Origin of the sequence: Stenotrophomonas sp. PS02301 (assembly GCF_029959485.1) — a bacterium.
GTDB lineage: Bacteria > Pseudomonadota > Gammaproteobacteria > Xanthomonadales > Xanthomonadaceae > Stenotrophomonas > Stenotrophomonas maltophilia_Z.
In genome coordinates this window covers 1-18,841 of record NZ_JASCOO010000040.1, presented here as the reverse complement: position 1 = coordinate 18,841, position 18,841 = coordinate 1, and the positions used below count along the sequence as shown (strand labels likewise).

Genomic DNA, 18,841 nt, shown 5'->3' with positions numbered 1-18,841 from the left:
TGCCGCTGTCCGGGCGCGCAGTGGCGATCCTGCAGACAATCAGGCCAGCCGAAGCGCCCCGGCATACGGCGGCGTGTCCGGAAAATCACCGCTGGCAAAACCTGCCTGCAGCTGTTGCCACCACACGGGATCAAACAGATGGCCGAAATGCTCGCGCACGGCCGCCAGCTCGGGCGCCGGCAACCCCATGAACATCCAGAACCGCTCCGCAAACACGTCACGCGGGCCGATCTCGAACCACGGTTCATCAGCCAGCGCTTCCTCCTCATTGCGCGGCGCCGGCCACGCACGGAAGTTGCACTCGGTGACCAGGCACAGCTCGTCGTAGTCGTAGAAGACCGCGCGCCCGTGGCGTGACACACCAAAGTTCTTCGGCAACATATCGCCAGGAAAGATGTTGTTGCGCGCCATGTCGGTGATCGCCTGCGCGTAATCGAGCGCGGCGACACGGCGTGCCTCGGCGGTCTGCTCGCGCAGGTACAGATTGAGCGGACGGAAACGCCGCTGCACGTAGCACAGCGCGATCACCAGTTCGTCGCCGTCCTCGCGCACACTGCTGGCACACTGGGTCAGCAGCTCCTCGCGCAGCGCCGCGGAGAATCGCGCCCGCGGAAAGCGCAGGTGCCGATACGGCTGCGCATCAAGCAACCGGCCGACGCGGTCCAGAGTGAACACCAGGGCGTACTTTTCTTCGACCTGGTGCCGGGTCATGGTTTTCGGCCACGCGAAACGGTCCCGGATCAGCTTGAACACCAGCGGATAGCTGGGCAGGGTGAACACCGCCATGACCATGCCGGGCGTGCCGTCGGCATGCACCAGCTGCTCACCGGGCTGTTCGTGGAAGTGACGGAAGAACGTGCGATAGCGCTCGGTCTTGCCCTGCTTGGCACGCCCGAGCACGGTGTAGATCTCATCGACCGGCTTGCCCGGCAGCAGGCTGCGCAGGAACACCACCGCATCGCCCACCGTGGCCAGATCGGCCTGGAAATAGCTGCGCGAGACGCCGAACAGATGCGCGACGTCACGGCGCCGGCTCAACACCGCATCCACGCGCAGGCCGCGCTCGTCATGGACCAGCGCGATCACGCAGGGCGAGAAGCGATGCTCACCGAATACGCGCCCCACCAGATAGGCGCGACGCTCGCGATAGAACACGGTGTCGAGCAGTTCAATGCTGCGCACCGGGTAGTCGCCCCAGTGCGCCAGATCGTCCTGCAGGCGCACTGCGATCGCGGCGGCACAGCGCAGCTGGTGCGCGTACGGCACGTCGAAGCGATAGTCCCCCAGTACGCGCATGAAGGCATCGGCCGGGCGCGTGGGGGACAAGGTATAGCTGTGCCGCGCGACGGGATGGGTAATGGCGTCGGAAGGTTCGACATCCATCGCCATGAACTCGATCGCCCCGTCCACGCCGCGGGTGGCGAACAGCCGGCGTGCCAGCGTGTTGTAGAACGTCTTGTACAGTTCGGCGTCGATCAATCCGGCCAGCAGCGCGGCATACGCCGCGCGAACCTCCAGCCACAGCGCGCGCTCGCCCACATGCTCACCGACTGCGCGGCGCAGGGTATCGACGGTCTCGGCGATGCACTGGTCATACAGCGCGATGCGCTCCACGGCGTCCTGCCGTGCACCGGCCCAGTCGCGCTGTTCGAAGCGCTGCCGCGCACGCCGCGAGATCGCCGCGAAGCGCGCGTGGTAATCCTCGAACCCATCGCGGATCAACCGCGCGAGTCCGTCCGGCGTTGCGCTCATGCGGCGGCCCCGGCGGGGCATGGAGAGCTCTGGCGGGAACAGCGACCGTGCATACATCCACTTCCACAGGACCTGCTGCCACCATACGGCAGCGACCGGGCGCTTGCCCAGCGGGCGCCCACAAAAAAACCCGCGCCGAAGCGCGGGTTCTTCATCGATCACCGCAGCCGCGGGACCGCTTCGTTACAGCGCAGACAGCGCGCTGTTGAAGGTGGTGCTCGGACGCATCGCGGCGCTGGCCTTGGCCACGTCCGGACGGTAGTAGCCGCCGATGTCGACCGGCTTGCCCTGCACCGCCGCCAGTTCACCCACGATGGCCTGCTCGTTGTCGGCCAGTGCCTTGGCCAGTGGAGCGAAGCGGGCCTTCAGCGCAGCATCGTCGTCCTGCGCGGCCAGGGCCTGGGCCCAGTACAGCGCGATGTAGAAGTGGCTGCCGCGGTTGTCGATGCCACCGAGCTTGCGCGACGGCGACTTGTCGTTGTCCAGGAACTGGCCGTTGGCCTGGTCCAGGGTCTTGGCCAGCACGGTCGCGCCGGCGTTGTCGTAGCGGTTGCCCAGGTGCTCCAGCGAGGCCGCCAGCGCGAGGAACTCGCCCAGCGAATCCCAGCGCAGGTAATCCTCTTCCACGAACTGCTGCACGTGCTTGGGCGCCGAACCACCGGCACCGGTCTCGAACAGGCCACCACCGGCCATCAGCGGCACGATGGAGAGCATCTTGGCGCTGGTGCCCAGCTCCATGATCGGGAACAGATCGGTCAGGTAATCGCGCAGGACGTTGCCGGTCACCGAGATGGTGTCCTCACCCTTGCGGATGCGGTCCAGCGAGAAGGCGGTCGCGTCCACAGGCGCCAGGATGCGGATGTCCAGGCCGTTGGTGTCGTGGTCCTTCAGGTAGGTCTCGACCTTGGCGATCACCTGCGCATCGTGCGCGCGGGCGGCATCCAGCCAGAACACCGCCGGGGTGCCGCTCAGGCGGGCGCGGTTGACGGCCAGCTTCACCCAATCCTGGATCGGGGCGTCCTTGGTCTGGCACATGCGCCAGATGTCGCCGGTCTGCACGGCGTGCTCGAACACCACGGTGCCCGCCTCATCGGTGACGCGCACGGTGCCGTCGGCCGGGATCTGGAAGGTCTTGTCGTGCGAGCCGTATTCCTCGGCCTTCTGTGCCATCAGGCCGACGTTGGGCACCGAGCCCATGGTGGCCGGGTCGAAGGCGCCGTGGGTGCGGCAGTCATCGATCACGGCCTGGTACACACCCGCATAGCAACGGTCGGGGATGACGGCCTTGGTGTCCTGCAGTTTGCCGTCGGCATTCCACATGCCACCGGAGTCGCGGATCATCGCCGGCATCGAGGCGTCGACGATCACATCGCTGGGCACGTGCAGGTTGGTGATGCCCTTGTCCGAATTGACCATGGCCAGGCCCGGGCGCTTGCCGTACTCGGCGGCCAGGTCGGCCTTGATCGCTTCCTGGGTCGCTTCGGGCAGCTGCGGCAGGCGCGCGAACAGATCGCCGATGCCGTTGTTCGGATCGAAACCGGCCTGCTTGAGCACGTCGGCGTGCTTGGCCAGCACGTCCTTGTAGAACTCTTCGACGACCACGCCGAACATGATCGGGTCGGACACCTTCATCATGGTGGCCTTGAGGTGCAGCGAGAACAGCACGCCCTTGGCCTTGGCATCGGCGATCTGCGCCTGCACGAACGAGGCCAGCGCATTGCGGCTCATCACCGCGGCGTCGACGATCTCACCGGCCTTGACCGCAGTCTTTTCCTTGAGCACGACGCTGCTGCCGTCGGCCTTGAACAGTTCGATCTTCAGGCTGCCGGCAGTGGCCAGCGTGGCCGACTTCTCGCTGCCGTAGAAGTCACCGCCGTCCATGTGCGCGACATGCGACTTGCAGTCCTTGGACCACTTGCCCATGCGATGCGGGTGCTTGCGGGCGTAGTTCTTCACCGACAGCGGCGCGCGGCGATCGGAGTTGCCTTCGCGCAGCACCGGGTTCACCGCGCTGCCCTTGACCTTGTCGTAGCGCGCCTTGATGTCGCGCGAGACGTCGTCGGTCGGCACGTCCGGGTAGTTCGGCAGTGCGAAGCCCTGGTCCTGCAGTTCCTTGATCGCGGCCTTCAGCTGCGGCACCGAGGCGCTGATGTTGGGCAGCTTGATGATGTTCGCGTCCGGGGTGGTTGCCAGCTGGCCCAGTTCGGCCAGGTGATCGGCCTCTTTCTGGTCGTCTTTCAGGTAATCCGGGAACAGGGCGAGGATGCGGCCGGACAGCGAAATATCACGGGTTTCCACGGCGATGCCGGCGGTGGCGGTGTAGGCCTCGACGATCGGCAGCAGCGACTGCGTGGCCAGGAACGGGGCTTCATCGGTGAGCGTGTAGAGAATCTTGGGCGTGTTCGACATGGGGGATCAGGGCTCTCTTGCAGATCTCGTGAATGATGGCCGACGGCAATGCCGGGCCGCGTGCAACCGTGTCGCGTGCAGGGCCTCGCACAGCCTGGCCCGCACTTTCCCCGGGGACCGCGCCAACCAACGGCGCGCACGGCGGGAAACCCCAGCATTGTCGCGTTTTCAGTCCCCCGGAGCAAAGCCATCCCATACGCAAACGTACTGGAACGGTGTGATGCATCAGCGCCAGGCGGCAGCTCAGGGGCCTTCCGGGTGCAGAACCGCTCATTCGGAAACTGCGGCGGCCTCCGGGAGACCGTCCACCCATTCCGCAAGGGGCTTTCCCCACACGCTTTGGCGAGGACACGTGAGTGTCTGGCTGCTGTGGTTGCGCTTGAAACTACATACCCGGAAGCTGCCAACTGCCGCTGCCAGATCCTTTCGCTGTGAGGCGCCGGTCGCCGTGCCGATCAGATGCAGCGGCATGACACCCGATCGGTCAGGCTTGACGAAGATGTCGTATCGGGTCGAATCGCCCTCGGCTGTTCTGTAGCCTGAAAGCTGATAGCCAGGAAGGGTTAGTTTCAGATCGATGGAGGATCCCGGACTGGGCGGTTGCGGTGCGTCGCCTTCATAGACCAACAGCACGCTCCGTTGGTCTTTCAGAACGTCATGAATCCCGAAATCCGCAGGTGATGCGTAGCTGATCGACATCCCGGTGGGGACACGAAGGCACGCGCCATGGAGGAAGTGATCGCAACTATAGCTCCACAGCGTTGCTTCCTGCCCATATGCGTATCCGGGTACAAGCGCAACAACAGGCGCAAGGAATCGCCAAACCCCCTTCTTGTTCATTGCCTCTCCCTTGAAATTCCGGCGCCGAGCGATACCCCCATTCTGCGACGATACGACTGCTGCAATCCACGCTCAGTGTGAATCCGCTGATACCCCCGCTGAAGCCTGCTGCGAGCGTGAAACCGGGCCCTTCCGTGAGGCGGCAATCATCTGGCTACGCGGACCGTGCTGCGCTCGACCCACACCGGCTGCTGTGCGCGCAATAGCATGAAGCGCACTTCTGCTTGCCACGCCGATGGAAAAAGAACCATAAAAAAGACGCAGCCTCGCGGCTGCGTCCATCGTGAGCCTGTTGCCGGGAGAGAGTCGGCGTCTAGGCTTACTTGACCTCAAACTCCTGCGGCGATCCGGCCGCCTTACCATCTACCATGACTTCCGCGCGGTACTTGCCCGCCGGCCAGCCATTGGCATTCTTGAAGGAAATATTGGTGGTCTCAGCACCGGTGGTATTCACCACCTGGTTCTGCTCACCGGCCACCTGGCCGTTCTGGAAGGTCAGCTTGGCCGCCACATTGGCGTTGTTGGCGCTGCCATCGGTGCGGATCGAGACGATGATGTCGTCTTTCGGCGCGAACAGCGCGACCGAGGTGACGGTCTTGTCGGCTGCGGCGGTCTTGCCAACGGTAACGGCCGAAACGTTCACGCCTGCTGCAGCGGTCATCGGCTGCGGCGCGGCTTCCGTCATCGGCGCCGGCGCGGCCGGCGTCATCGCGGCGGGCTGCGCGTTGTTGTCAGCGGTGTCTTCTTTCTTCTTGCAGCCGGCCAGGGCCACGGTGGCCAGAAGCGCGGCGAGGACGGCAGTACTGATGGACGACTTCTTCATGTGAGGTTGCTCCCTTGTAGGTGATGGGCAGTACAGCGGATCAGGCTTTGGGCGGCAATTTCAGGGTCTGGCCCGGTTGGATCTTGTCCGGGTCGTCCAGTACATCGCGGTTGGCCTCGAAGATGCGCTTCCACGCATTGGCATCGCCCAGTTCCTGCTTGGCGATCTTGGAGAGCGAATCGCCCTTCTGCACCGTGTAGGTGCCCCCGACCTTTTCCGCAGTGGTATCCACCGAGGAGGTCACGCCCGAGAAATCGACCTGATCGACCTTCTGCGCGGTGGTATCAACGCTGGCGCTGACACCGGAAAAGTCGACTTTCTTATCGGTACTCATCCATACACTCCCGTCTTGATTGACGACATGGGAGGCACGGTGTCACAGCCCTTGTTAATGGGGCATGGCGTGGATGTGAAGACGTGCGGAACGCCTACTGGCGCAGGTCGCGGACGGTGCGCGCCGGGGCGGCGATGCCCGGGCTGGCCCGCCACGGGTTGATGTCCAGCCCGCCGCGGCGGGTGTAGCGCGCTTCCACTTCCAGCCACTGCGGCTGGCAGCGCTGGGTGATCTCGCTGAAGATCCGCTCCACGCACTGCTCGTGGAACTCGGCGTGTTCGCGGTAGCTGATCAGGTATTTCAGCAGGCCGTCGCGGTCGATCTTCGGGCCGCGGTAGCGCACGCTGACACTGGCCCAGTCCGGCTGGCCGGTGACCGGGCAGTTGGACTTGAGCAGGGCCGAACTCAATGTTTCGGTGACCACCTCATCGGCATCGGCGAACAGGAACTCCGGGGCCGGCGGGCCGTAGCACTCAATGGTCACCTCGCGCTCGTCCAGCGACTCGCCCTCGGGCTCTTCCACCAGCGGCGGCACCCCGAGCACCACCGTCACCACCGCCCCGGCACACGCCGACAGATCGCGGGTGATACACAGGCGCGCGGCCGCGTCATCCTCGAAACGCGTGCTGTTGAGCGAGTTGAGATACAGCTTGAACGACTTGGATTCGATCAGGTTCGGCGAGGTGCACGGCACGCTGACCGTGGCCACGGCCACACGCGGCTTGCCGCGCCCGTCCAGCCAGCTCAGCTCATAGGCCTGCCAGCGGTCATGGCCGACGAACGGCAGCGCCGCTTCGTCCAGGCCGATCTCCTCGCGGGCGCCGCGGCGCGGGATGGGGAAGAGCAGGCCGGGATCGTACTGCGACGGGTAAGCAACCTCGCGACCGAGGCTGGAGTCCTGGGGGGTATTCATGCCGCCATTTTACGCCGGTAGGCGCGCGGCGTCCGGCGGCGAAAACGAAGGGCCCCGGCCAACGGCCGGGACCTACCGTCGTTTCACCCCGCCGCAGGCGCAGCCGGGGTCCCGTTGAGATAATCCAGGCTCACCTGCAGCAGCGCGCGCAGGCCCACATCCAGCGCCTTCTCATCGAGCAGGAACTTCGGCGAGTGGTTGGCCGGCGCGGTCGCCGGATCGATCCCCTCGCTGGTGGAGCCCACGAAGAAGAACATCCCCGGCACCTGCTGGGCGTACAGCGAGAAGTCCTCGGCCCCCATCTGCAGCGGCGGCTCGTACACATTGCCCTCGCCCACCACGGCCTGCAGGCTCGGCAGCATCCGCGCGGTCAGCGCCGGATCGTTGACCGTGGCCGGGTTGCCCTCGGACTCGTAGATCTCAGTTTCCGCCTTGGCCCCGTGTGCGGCGGCGGTGTGCTCGGCCACGTTGCGCAGGTCGGCGAAGATCTGCTGGCGCATGCCCTCGTCGAAGGTGCGGATGGTGCCGACCATCTCCACTTCATCGGGAATGATGTTGTAGCGGATGCCGCCCTTGATCGCGCCGAAGGTCACCACCGCCGGCTGCTTGGAGAGGTTGGCACGGCGGCTGACGATGGTCTGCGCGGTGCCGACCAGGTCGGCGGTGGCCACGATCGGGTCCACCCCGTTCCACGGCGCCGAGCCATGGGTCTGGCGGCCGATCACCTTGATCCCGAACCGGTCCGAGGCGGCCATCAGCGGGCCGCCACGCACCGCGATCTGGCCGGCCGGCACGCTGGAGAACACATGCAGGCCGAACACGGCTTCGGGCTTGAAGTCCTTGAACAGCCCTTCCTTGAGCATCATCGCCGCACCGCCCTCTTCCGGCGGCGGCGCGCCCTCTTCGGCGGGCTGGAAGATCAGCATGACCTCACCGGGCAGGTTCGCGCGCATCTTCACCAGCGCATCGGCCACGCCCAGCAGGGTGGCGGTATGGGCATCGTGGCCGCAGGCGTGCATCACTCCGACCGTCTCACCACGGTAGGTGCTGGTAGCCTTGGAAGCGAACGGCAGGCCGGTCTGCTCGGTCACCGGCAGCGCGTCCATGTCCGCGCGCAGGGCGATCCGGGGGCCAGGCTTGCCGCCCTTGATGATCGCCACCACGCCGTGGTGGGCGATGCCGGTCTGCGGCTTCAGGCCCATCGCGCGCAGGCGCTCGGTCACCTTGGCCGAGGTGCGTTCTTCGCGATTGGACAGCTCCGGGTGCTGGTGGAAGTCGCGGCGCCAGTCGATCACTTGGGCCTTGAGGCGGGTCGCGGCGGCGGCCACTTCCGGGCGTTCGGCGGGGGCGGCAGCAGCCAGGCCGGGGGCGGCCAGCAGCAGGGCGGACATCAACAGCGACAGACGGGGCATTGAAGGTCTCCACGGGTCAGAACGGCGGTCGAACCTGAATGTAGGGCATCAGCGCCGGACGCGCTGTAACTTTCTGCCCCGGCAAACGTTCATGGAGGGAACCTCACCCGTCACATCCGGTCTGATCGCCCGTCCCATCCGTCATGCATGAAAGGCCACGGGCGACGAGTATGCTTTGCGCCTAGCCAACCGGGCCCCCCGCCCTCCGCCAGCCCCCTCAGGAGTTATTGAATGTCGCGTTTCTGGAAGATCGTGCTGCTGGTGGTCGCAGTGCTGGTGGTTGCCGTGGTCGGAATGCGCCTGATCGGCGGCAAGAAGGGGGATGCAGGCGGCCCGGCAGCCGAAGGGCGCCAGGGCGGTGATCAGGCCAATGCCGGCCCGGTCCCGGTCACGGTGATCGATGCCGTCCGCCAGGATGTGCCGGTGTACGCCAGCGCGCTGGGCACGGTCGCGGCGATGAACACCGTCACCGTCAGCCCGCAGGTCGGCGGCCAGCTGATCAGCCTGAACTTCAAGGAAGGCCAGGAAGTGAAGAAGGGCGACCTGCTCGCGCAGATCGATCCGCGCACCCTGCAGGCCAGCTACGACGAGGCCGCGGCCGCCAAGCGCCAGAACCAGGCCCAGCTCGCCACGGCCCGCTCCAACTACCAGCGCTCCAATTCGGCCGAATACCGCCAGTACGTGGCCAAGACCGACCTGGATACCCAGCGCAACCAGGTGGCCCAGTTCGAAAGTGCCGTGGCCGCCAACGAGGCCAGCATGCGCGCCGCCCAGGTGCAGCTGCAGTACACCCGCGTGACCGCCCCGATTTCCGGCATCGCCGGTATCCGTGCGGTCGACGCCGGCAACATCGTCAGCGCCGGCACGGCGTTGGTGACGCTGACCCAGATCCACCCGATCCATGTCGTGTTCAACCTGCCCGAGCGCCAGCTGCCGGCCGTGCGCCAGGCCCAGGCCGCCGGCCCGGTGGACATCGCCGCACTGGACCGCAACGACGCGCACGTCCTTACCGACGGCGGAAAGCTGGATGTGGTGGACAACCAGATCAGCAGCGACAGCGGCACCTTCCGCGCGCGCGCCCTGTTCGACAACGAAGACAACTCGCTGTGGCCGGGCCAGTTCGTCAATGTCCGCATGCAGCTGCGCACCATCGCCGGCGGCGTGGTGATCCCGACCCAGGCCGTGATGCGCGGGCCGGACGGCGAATACGTCTACATCGTCAAGCCGGACAGCACCGTGGCCATGCAGACGGTGAAGAGCGGCGTGGAAGTCGGCGACAGCCAGGTGCAGATCACCGAGGGTCTGAAGGGCGGCGAGCGTGTCGTGAGCGAAGGCCAGTTCCGGCTCAAGCCAGGCGCCAAGGTGACCGCGCTCAAGCCGGGCGAAACCCCGGCCGCACCCACCGAAGCCGAGCTCAAGGCCGCCCAGCAGCAGGGTGGCGGTGGACGCCGCGGTGGCGGTCCGCGCTGATCGCGCCCGCCCCACGTTCCTGACGCCGGCCCATGCGCCGGCGTTTGCCTGATCCAACGCAGCACGACGCACCAGCAAGGACCCGCCCGTGGGCTTTTCGACGATTTTCATCCGCCGCCCGATCGCCACCTCGCTGCTGATGGCGGGCCTGCTGCTGCTCGGCATCCTCGGCTACCGCCAGCTGCCGGTGTCGGCGCTGCCCGAGATCGATGCGCCCAGCCTGGTGGTGACCACCCAGTACCCCGGTGCCAACGCGGTCACCATGGCCTCGCTGGTGACCACGCCGCTGGAGCGCCAGTTCGGGCAGATATCCGGGCTGGAGATCATGACCTCCGATTCGTCGGCGGGGCTGTCCACGATCATCCTGCAGTTCTCGATGGACCGCGACATCGACATCGCCGCGCAGGATGTGCAGGCCGCGATCCGCCAGGCCACCCTGCCCTCCTCGCTGCCCTACCAGCCGGTCTACAACCGGGTGAACCCGGCCGACGCGGCGATCGTTACCCTCAAGCTCACCTCCGACACGCGCCCGTTGCGCGACGTCAACAACTACGCCGACTCCATCCTCGCCCAGCGCCTGTCGCAGGTGCAGGGCGTGGGCCTGGTGTCCATCGCCGGCAACGTCCGCCCGGCCGTGCGCATCCAGGTCAACCCGGCGCAGCTGTCCAACATGGGCCTGACCCTGGAAGAACTGCGCAGCGCGCTGACCCAGGCCAACGTCAACGCGCCCAAGGGTTCGCTCAATGGCAAGACCCAGTCCTACTCGATCGGCACCAATGACCAGCTGACCAGCGCCGCCGAGTACCGCGACACCATCATCAGCTACAAGAACGGCCGCCCGGTGCGCCTGTCCGATGTAGCCAACGTGATCGACGGCGTGGAGAACGACCAGCTGGCCGCGTGGGCCGATGGCAAGCCGGCGGTGCTGCTGGAAGTGCGCCGCCAGCCGGGCGCGAATATCGTGCAGACCGTGGAGCGCATCCGGGCGCTGCTGCCGCAGCTGCAGAACGTGCTGCCGGCCGACGTGCACCTGGACATCTTCAACGACCGCACCGAGACCATCCGCGCCTCGGTGCATGAAGTGCAGTTCACCCTGATCCTCACCATCGGCCTGGTGGTCGCGGTGATCTTCGTGTTCCTGCGCCGCTTATGGGCCACCATCATCCCCTCGGTGGCGGTGCCGCTGTCACTGGCCGGCACCTTCGGTGTGATGGCGTTTGCCGGCATGTCGCTGGACAACCTCTCGCTGATGGCGCTGGTGGTGGCCACCGGCTTCGTGGTCGACGATGCGATCGTGATGATCGAGAACATCGTGCGTTACATCGAACAGGGCAAGAGCGGGCCGGAAGCGGCCGAGATCGGCGCGCAGCAGATCGGCTTCACCGTGCTCTCGCTGACCATCTCGCTGGTGGCGGTGTTCCTGCCGCTGCTGCTGATGCCCGGCGTCACCGGCCGCCTGTTCCACGAATTCGCCTGGGTGCTGAGCATCGCGGTGACGCTGTCGATGCTGATCTCGCTGACGCTCACCCCGATGATGTGCGCCTACCTGCTCAAGCCCGATGCGCTGCCCGAAGGCGAGGATGCGCACGAGCGCGCCGCCGCGGCGGGCAGGACCACCGTGTGGTCGCGCACCGTCGGCCTGTACGAGCGCAGCCTGGACTGGGTGCTGGATCACCAGCCGCTGACCCTGGCCGTCGCCGCCGGCGCACTGGTACTGACCGTGGTGCTGTACATCGTGATCCCCAAGGGGCTGCTGCCCGAGCAGGACACCGGGCTGATCACCGGCGTGGTGCAGGCCGACCAGAACATCGCCTTCCCGCAGATGGAGCAGCGCACCAAGGCCGTGGCCGAAGCGCTGCGCAGCGATCCGGCAGTGACCGGTGTCTCTGCCTTCATCGGTGCCGGCACCATGAACCCCACGCTCAACCAGGGCCAGTTGTCGATCGTGCTCAAGGAGCGCGGCGACCGCGATGGGCTCGACAAGATCCTGCCGCGGCTGCAGAAGGCCGTCGCCGGCATTCCCGGTGTGGCGCTGTACCTCAAGCCGGTGCAGGACGTCACCCTGGATACCCGCGTGGCCGCGACCGAGTACCAGTACTCGCTGTCGGACGTGGACAGCGCGCAGGTCGCGCTGCAGGCCACCCGCCTGACCGAGGCGCTGCGCCAGCGGCCGGAACTGGCCGACGTGGACAACAACCTGTCCAACCAGGGCCGCGCGCTCGAGCTGACCATCGACCGCGACAAGGCCAGCGTGCTCGGCGTGCCGATGCAGACCATCGACGACACCCTGTACGACGCCTTCGGCCAGCGCCAGATCTCCACCATCTTCACCGAGCTCAACCAGTACCGCGTGGTGCTGGAAGTGGCCCCGGAGTTCCGTACCAGCACCGCGCTGATGAACCAGCTGGCGGTGGCCTCCAATGGCGCTGGCGCACTGACCGGCAGCAATGCCACCAACTTCGGCCAGGTCACCTCGTCCAACTCGTCCACCGCCACCGGCATCGGCGCGCAGAACACCGGCATTCCGGTCGGCGCCGGCAACATCATTCCGCTGGCGGCGCTGGCCGAGGGCAAGGTCACCAGTACCCCGCTGGTGGTCAGCCACCAGCAGCAGCTACCCGCGGTCACGGTGTCGTTCAACATCGCGCCGGGCTACTCCCTGTCCGATGCGGTCAAGGCGATCGAAGAGACCAAGGCCGGCCTGGACATGCCCTCGCAGGTGCATGCGCAGTTCATCGGCAAGGCCGCCGAGTTCACGGGCAGCCAGACCGATGTGGTGTGGCTGCTGCTGGCCTCGCTGGTGCTGATCTACATCGTGCTGGGCGTGCTGTATGAGAGCTACATCCATCCGTTCACCATCATCTCCACCCTGCCCCCGGCCGGCGTCGGCGCCCTGCTGGCGCTGATGGTGTGCGGGCTGCCGTTGTCGGTGGACGGCATCGTCGGCATCGTGCTGCTGATCGGCATCGTCAAGAAGAACGGCATCATGATGGTCGACTTCGCGATCGAGGCCCGCCGCACCGGTGCCAACGCGCATGAAGCGATCCGTCGTGCCTGCCTGCTGCGCTTCCGCCCGATCATGATGACCACCGCTGCCGCGATGCTCGGCGCATTGCCGCTGGCGCTGGGCACCGGCATCGGCTCGGAACTGCGCCGCCCGCTGGGCATCGCCATCGTCGGCGGCCTGCTGCTCTCGCAGCTGGTGACGCTGTACACCACGCCGGTGATCTACCTGTACATGGAGCGCTTCTCCGAGCGCCTGCGCCAGCGCCGCGAACAGCGTGCGCTGCGCCATGGCCATGGCCCGGTGCAGGAGCCGCAGGCGTGATGATGAGCACCGCAGGCCGTTGCGGAGGCGTTCGATGAACATCTCCGGCCCGTTCATCCGCCGCCCGATCGGCACCGCCCTGCTGGCCATCGGCCTGTTCGTGGTCGGCGTGATCTGCTACCTGCAGCTGGGCGTGTCGGCACTGCCGAACATCCAGATCCCGGTGATCTTCGTGCACGCCAACCAGGCCGGCGCGGATGCCACGACCATGGCCTCCACGGTGACCGCGCCGCTGGAACGCCACCTCGGCCAGCTGCCGGGCATCGACCGCATGCGCTCGTCCAGCTCGGAAGGCAGCTCGCTGGTCTTCATGATCTTCCAGAGCGACCGCGACATCGATTCGGCCGCGCTGGATGTGCAGACCGCGATCAACTCGGCCCAGGCCGACCTGCCCGCCGGGCTGGGCACGCCGATGTTCCAGAAGGCGAACCCGAACGATGACCCGGTCATCGCGATCGCGCTGACCTCGGAAACGCAGTCGGCTGATGATCTCTACAACGTCGCTGATTCGCTGCTGGCCCAGCGCCTGCGCCAGATCACCGGCGTGTCCTCGGTGGATATCGCCGGTGCCTCCACGCCGGCCGTGCGCGTGGACGTCAACCTGCGCCTGATGAACGCCCTCGGCCTGACCGCCGATGACCTGCGCAACGCGGTGCGCGCGGCCAACGTGACCTCGCCGACCGGCTTCCTCACCGATGGCAACACCACCACCGCGATCATCGCCAACGACTCGGTGGCGCGCGCAGCCGACTTCGCCCAGCTCGTCATCAAGACCGCCGACAACGGCCGCGTGATCCGCCTGCAGGACATCGCCAACGTCTACGACGGGCAGCAGGATGCCTACCAAGCCGCGTGGTTCAACCACAAACCGGCGGTGGTGATGTACGTGTTCACCCGCGCCGGTGCCAACATCGTGGAAACCGTGGACCGGGTGAAGGCGCAGATCCCGACCCTGCGCGACTACCTGGAACCGGGCACCACGCTCACCCCCTATTTCGACCGCACCCCGACCATCCGCTCCTCGCTGCATGAAGTGCAGATCACCCTGCTGATCGCACTGGCGATGGTGGTGCTGACCATGGCGCTGTTCCTGCGCCGGCTGGCCCCGACCCTGATCGCGGCAGTGACCGTGCCGCTGTCGCTGGCCGGTGCGGCACTGGTGATGTACGTGCTGGGCTTCACGCTGAACAACCTGAGCCTGCTGGCGCTGGTGATCGCGATCGGCTTCGTGGTCGATGATGCGATCGTGGTGATCGAGAACATCATGCGCCACCTCGACGAGGGCATGACGCGCATGCAGGCCGCCCTCACCGGTGCGCGCGAGATCGGTTTCACCATCGTCTCGATCACCGCCTCGCTGGTGGCGGTGTTCATCCCGCTGCTGTTCGCCAAGGGCATGATGGGCGCGTTCTTCCGCGAGTTCACCGTCACCCTGGTGGCGGCCATCGTGGTCTCGATGGTCATCTCGCTCACCCTGACCCCGGCGCTGTGCAGCCGCTTCCTGAGCGCGCATGCCGACGCCGGCGCACCCAGTCGCTTCGGCCGCCTGCTCGATGCCGGCCACGACCGCATGCTGCGAATCTACGTGAAGCTGCTGGACTTCTCGCTGCGCCACGCGCTGCTGCTGTCGCTGACCCCGCTGCTGCTGATCGGCGCGACCATCTTCCTGTTCGGCGCGGTCAAGAAGGGCGCGTTCCCGCCCCAGGACACCGGCCTGATCTGGGGCCGCGCGAACTCCAGCGCCACGGTCTCCTTCGAGGATATGGTCAACCGCCAGCGGCGCATCACCGACATGCTGATGGCCGACCCGGCGGTGAAGACCGTGGGCGTGCGCCTGGGCAGTGGCCGCCAGGGCTCCAGCGCGCAGTTCAACGTTGAACTGAAATCACGCAAGGACGGGCGCCGCGAAACCACCGCTCAGGCCCTGGCGCGCCTGAGCGCCAAGGCGGACCGCTACCCCGATCTGCAGCTGCGCCTGCGTGCCATCCAGGATCTGCCCAGCAATGACGGCGGGGGGGCCAGCCAGGGCGCGCAGTACCGCGTCTCGCTGCAGGGCAACGACCTGGCCCAGCTGCAGGAGTGGCTGCCGAAACTGCAGGCCGCGCTGAAGAAGAACCCGAAGCTGGCCGACGTCGGCACCGACGTGGACAGCGCCGGCCTGCGCCAGAACATCGTGATCGACCGCGCCAAGGCCGCACGCCTGGGCGTCTCGGTCGGCGCCATCGACGGCGCGCTGTACGGCGCCTTCGGCCAGCGCCAGATCTCCACGATCTACTCGGACATCAACCAGTACAGCGTGGTGGTCAACGCCCTGCCCGAACAGACCGCGACACCGGGCGCGCTGGACCAGATCTACGTGCGGGCCGGCAATGGCGAGATGGTGCCGATCACAGCGGTCGCCGAACAGGTGCCAGGGTTGGCGCCGTCGCAGATCACCCACGAAAACCAGTACACCACGATGGACCTGAGCTACAACCTCGCCCCCGGCACCAGCATGGGCGAGGCCAAGGCGATCATCGACAGCACGGTCAATGGCATGCGCATGCCTGGCGACATCCGCCTGGCCGAGGATGCCGGGTTCGGTTTCGATTCGGACCCGATGGCGATGCTGATCCTGGTGATGGCGGCGATCATCACCGTCTACCTGGTGCTGGGCATGCTGTATGAAAGCCTGATCCACCCGGTCACCATCCTGTCCACGCTGCCGGCGGCGGGCGTGGGCGCGCTGCTGGCGCTGTATGGCACCAACACCGAGCTGTCGGTGATCTCGATGATCGCGCTGGTGCTGCTGATCGGCATCGTCAAGAAGAACGCGATCATGATGATCGACTTCGCGGTGGTGGCGCAGCGCGAGCATGCCAAGACGCCGCTGGAAGCCGCACGCGAAGCCAGCATCGTGCGCTTCCGCCCGATCATGATGACCAGCATGGTGGCGATCCTGGCCGCGGTGCCGCTGGCGATCGGGCTGGGCGAAGGCTCCGAACTGCGCCGCCCGCTGGGCATCGCGATGATCGGCGGCCTGCTGTTCTCGCAGAGCCTGACCCTGCTCAGCACCCCGGCGCTGTACGTGATCTTCTCGTGCCTGCGCGAGCGCTGGGTGGCTCGCCGGGCGCGGCGCCGTGAGAAGCGAGCGTTGAAACGGGCCGCTGCCGCGCAATGAAGGCAGTGCGTCTGCAGTGAGTGGCCCCTGCGCGGCGGGGTACCGACCGTGGGTCGGCATCCCGCCGGATTGACGCCTCCGGCCCAAAGGAGAACAATTCGCATCAGCCACGGTCCTGCACTGCCCCCCGCGATGCCCCGCTGCCGCTGACGCGGCACGCCTGACGACTCAGCCACCCCTCTATTTCCGCCTTCTTCTGATCGCGGACGGTGTGCTGCTGTCCGCGGAGGACCCCCACAACATGCGCCAGTCTGTGTCTTCGCTCCCGGCCGTGGTGCCGGGCCGCCGTGCCCTGCGCCCGGCCCTGCTCGCTCTTTCCCTGGCCGCGGCCTGCACCGCCCACGCCCAGTCCGCACCGGATGGCGGCGTCCGGACGCGCTCGGCCACCGACCTGGATGCGATCAAGGTCACCGCCGAACGCACCCATACCGACACCGGCGCCCTGGGCGACCGTGCCGTGCGCGATACCCCCTTCGCGATCTCGGTGGTCGGCCGCGAGGACATCGAGAAGCGCCAGGTGGTCTCGCTTGGCGAGGCCTTCCTCACCGATCCGTCCGTGGTCACCCAGGTCAGCGCCTACGCCAGCGGCTGGAGCTCGCCGATCCGCAACCGCGGCATCGATCTGAGTTACGACAGCTACCGCGTCAACGGCCTGCAGGTCTCTTCGTGGGGCACCGAGTGGCCGCTGGAAGTGATGGAGCAGGTGGAACTGCTGAAGGGTCCCGGTGGCTTCATGTATGGCTTCGGCCAGCCCGGCGGCATCGTCAACTACGTGACCAGGAAGCCGACCGAGGTCACCACGCTGTCGGCGCAGCTCGGCTGGCGCGAGGCGGGCATCGTCAGCGGCCAGGTCGATGTGGGCGGGCGCTTCGGCAACGAAGACATGTTCGGCTACCGCTTCAATGCGTACCAGGAGAAAGGCGAGACCTTCAACGGCGGCGAGGTGAACCGCAAGGTCGGCGCGCTGTCGCTGGATGCACGCCTGAGCGACCGCCTCACCTGGACCTTCGACGGCGTGTTCCAGTCGCGCGATCTCAGCAACGAATCCCCGCAGTACTACTTCATCGGCCTGACCGAGCTGCCGCGCCCGCTGGCCGGCGACATCGACAACAGCATCGACGGCAGCTACTACGACACCCGCTCCAGCCTGCTCTCCACCGCGTTGAACTGGCAGATCAACAGCGACTGGAAGGCCAGCCTGAGCTATGGCGTGACCACCTCCTGGAATGACGTCAACAAGATCTTCGCCTACATCGATGACGTCAACGGCGACTACGACATAAACACCTACGAGCTCGGCGGCAAGAGCGAGTGGAAGCTGGCCCAGGCCATCGTGCAGGGCCGCTTCCGGACCGGCCCGCTGTCGCACCAGGTCGTTGCCGGCGTCTCCCACCAGACTGGGCTGGGCTGGGACCGCCCGTACGAATGGAACACGCTCGGCCGCGGCAACATCTATCAGCGTCCGACGCTGCGCCATGATGCGGTCGGCTCACGCGTGCTCAGCCGCGGCAGCGAAACCGTGCAGCAGGCGGTGTTCGTGAGCGACACCGTCAGCTTCGCCGATGGCTGGTCGCTGCTGGCCGGCGCGCGCTACAACGACTTCGAGAACAAGGGCGCGTACCACACCTATCCGGTCACCCCGACCTACGCCCTGATGTACAAGCCGACCGATGCCGTGACGCTGTATGCCAGCTACGTCGAATCGCTGGAAGCCGGCAGCCGCGTGGGCAGCGATTACATCAACGCCGGCGACGTGCTCGACCCCACCATCAGCAAGCAGTACGAGATCGGCGCCAAGATCGAGTACCCGCGCTGGAGCGCCAATGCGGCCGCCTTCCGATTGGAGCGTGGCGCGAACATCGACCTGATCACGTCCGCCGGCAAGCTGCTGGTGCAGGACGGCATCACCCTGTACGAAGGCGTGGAAGTCAGTGGCGATGTGCGCCTGACCGATGCCTTCACCCTCGGTGGCGGCGTGACCTGGCTGGACCCGACCTACGACAAACTCTCCCCGGGCAGCGCCAGCCAGGAAGGCAACCGCACCGCCGGCGCCGCCCGCTGGCAGGGCGTGCTGCATGCCGACTACAGCATCCCGCAGATCGAGGGCCTGAGCGTGTACGCACTGGCCCGCTACTACGGTGACGTCTATTACGACGCCGACAACACGCTCAAGCTGCCCGACTACACGCTGGTCAACGCCGGCGTGGGCTACCGCATGCAGGCCGCCGGCCACCCCGTCACCTGGCGCGCCGGCGTGGAGAACCTGGCCAACAAAAAGTACTGGTCCAACGCAGGCGTCGGCCTGCCGCGCACCTTCGCGGTGAGCGTGCGGTTCGATATGTAAGCCGGATGCGTGCGGGTAGTGGGGGGCCCGGGGCCCCCCCCCCCCACCCCAAAACA

Annotated in this window: 11 protein-coding genes; 4 read left to right on the top strand and 7 right to left on the bottom strand. The window is 66.7% G+C overall.

Annotated features, from left to right (window positions below):
• Positions 1-39: 39 nt before the first annotated feature.
• The 7 genes from aceK to QMX81_RS11460 form a co-directional block, all read right to left on the bottom strand.
• Entirely contained in the window at positions 40-1,752 is a 1,713-nt protein-coding gene (aceK, locus tag QMX81_RS11490) for a bifunctional isocitrate dehydrogenase kinase/phosphatase (protein ID WP_282261609.1), read from the bottom strand.
• 183 nt (positions 1,753-1,935) lie between these two features.
• Complete coding sequence (locus tag QMX81_RS11485; RefSeq protein WP_121040424.1) at positions 1,936-4,161, bottom strand: NADP-dependent isocitrate dehydrogenase; 2,226 nt, start codon at positions 4,159-4,161, stop codon at positions 1,936-1,938.
• Between the two features lie 270 nt (positions 4,162-4,431).
• Positions 4,432-5,001, bottom strand: coding sequence for a hypothetical protein (locus QMX81_RS11480; RefSeq protein ID WP_226956565.1), 570 nt, complete (start codon positions 4,999-5,001; stop codon positions 4,432-4,434).
• A gap of 319 nt (positions 5,002-5,320) precedes the next feature.
• Positions 5,321-5,824 (bottom strand): hypothetical protein, encoded by a 504-nt coding sequence (locus QMX81_RS11475; RefSeq protein WP_121040564.1) that lies wholly within the window; start codon positions 5,822-5,824, stop codon positions 5,321-5,323.
• 40 nt (positions 5,825-5,864) lie between these two features.
• The gene (locus QMX81_RS11470; protein ID WP_121040566.1) at positions 5,865-6,158 is read right to left on the bottom strand and encodes a LysM peptidoglycan-binding domain-containing protein; all 294 of its coding nucleotides are present in this window, start codon (positions 6,156-6,158) and stop codon (positions 5,865-5,867) included.
• Between the two features lie 94 nt (positions 6,159-6,252).
• Positions 6,253-7,071 carry an NADPH-dependent 7-cyano-7-deazaguanine reductase QueF gene (gene queF, locus QMX81_RS11465; protein WP_282261601.1) on the bottom strand — a complete coding sequence of 273 codons (819 nt, stop codon included), beginning with the start codon at positions 7,069-7,071 and terminating at the stop codon, positions 6,253-6,255.
• 83 nt (positions 7,072-7,154) lie between these two features.
• Positions 7,155-8,483: a M20 family metallopeptidase gene (locus tag QMX81_RS11460; protein ID WP_282261600.1), complete on the bottom strand. Its 1,329-nt coding sequence runs from the start codon at positions 8,481-8,483 to the stop codon at positions 7,155-7,157.
• A 231-nt stretch (positions 8,484-8,714) separates the two neighbouring features.
• Between QMX81_RS11460 and QMX81_RS11455 the strand changes: the two genes are divergently transcribed.
• From QMX81_RS11455 to QMX81_RS11440, 4 genes are all read left to right on the top strand, one after another.
• Positions 8,715-9,953, top strand: coding sequence for an efflux RND transporter periplasmic adaptor subunit (locus QMX81_RS11455; protein WP_282261598.1), 1,239 nt, complete (start codon positions 8,715-8,717; stop codon positions 9,951-9,953).
• Positions 9,954-10,041: 88 nt separating this feature from the next.
• Positions 10,042-13,281 carry an efflux RND transporter permease subunit gene (locus tag QMX81_RS11450; RefSeq protein ID WP_152150936.1) on the top strand — a complete coding sequence of 1,080 codons (3,240 nt, stop codon included), beginning with the start codon at positions 10,042-10,044 and terminating at the stop codon, positions 13,279-13,281.
• 34 nt (positions 13,282-13,315) lie between these two features.
• Positions 13,316-16,441, top strand: a complete 3,126-nt coding sequence (locus tag QMX81_RS11445; RefSeq protein WP_282261594.1) for an efflux RND transporter permease subunit — start codon at positions 13,316-13,318, stop codon at positions 16,439-16,441.
• A gap of 241 nt (positions 16,442-16,682) precedes the next feature.
• Entirely contained in the window at positions 16,683-18,785 is a 2,103-nt protein-coding gene (locus QMX81_RS11440) for a TonB-dependent receptor (RefSeq protein WP_282261591.1), read from the top strand.
• Positions 18,786-18,841 lie beyond the last annotated feature (56 nt).

Excerpts from the sequence above, each read along its gene's own strand:
- aceK (WP_282261609.1), bottom strand. The coding sequence starts at position 1,752 with ATGAGCGCAACGCCGGACGGACTCGCGCGGTTGATCCGCGATGGGTTC.
- QMX81_RS11485 (WP_121040424.1), bottom strand. The coding sequence starts at position 4,161 with ATGTCGAACACGCCCAAGATTCTCTACACGCTCACCGATGAAGCCCCG.
- QMX81_RS11480 (WP_226956565.1), bottom strand. The coding sequence starts at position 5,001 with ATGAACAAGAAGGGGGTTTGGCGATTCCTTGCGCCTGTTGTTGCGCTT.
- QMX81_RS11475 (WP_121040564.1), bottom strand. The coding sequence starts at position 5,824 with ATGAAGAAGTCGTCCATCAGTACTGCCGTCCTCGCCGCGCTTCTGGCC.
- QMX81_RS11470 (WP_121040566.1), bottom strand. The coding sequence starts at position 6,158 with ATGAGTACCGATAAGAAAGTCGACTTTTCCGGTGTCAGCGCCAGCGTT.
- queF (WP_282261601.1), bottom strand. The coding sequence starts at position 7,071 with ATGAATACCCCCCAGGACTCCAGCCTCGGTCGCGAGGTTGCTTACCCG.
- QMX81_RS11460 (WP_282261600.1), bottom strand. The coding sequence starts at position 8,483 with ATGCCCCGTCTGTCGCTGTTGATGTCCGCCCTGCTGCTGGCCGCCCCC.
- QMX81_RS11455 (WP_282261598.1), top strand. The coding sequence starts at position 8,715 with ATGTCGCGTTTCTGGAAGATCGTGCTGCTGGTGGTCGCAGTGCTGGTG.
- QMX81_RS11445 (WP_282261594.1), top strand. The coding sequence starts at position 13,316 with ATGAACATCTCCGGCCCGTTCATCCGCCGCCCGATCGGCACCGCCCTG.
- QMX81_RS11440 (WP_282261591.1), top strand. The coding sequence starts at position 16,683 with ATGCGCCAGTCTGTGTCTTCGCTCCCGGCCGTGGTGCCGGGCCGCCGT.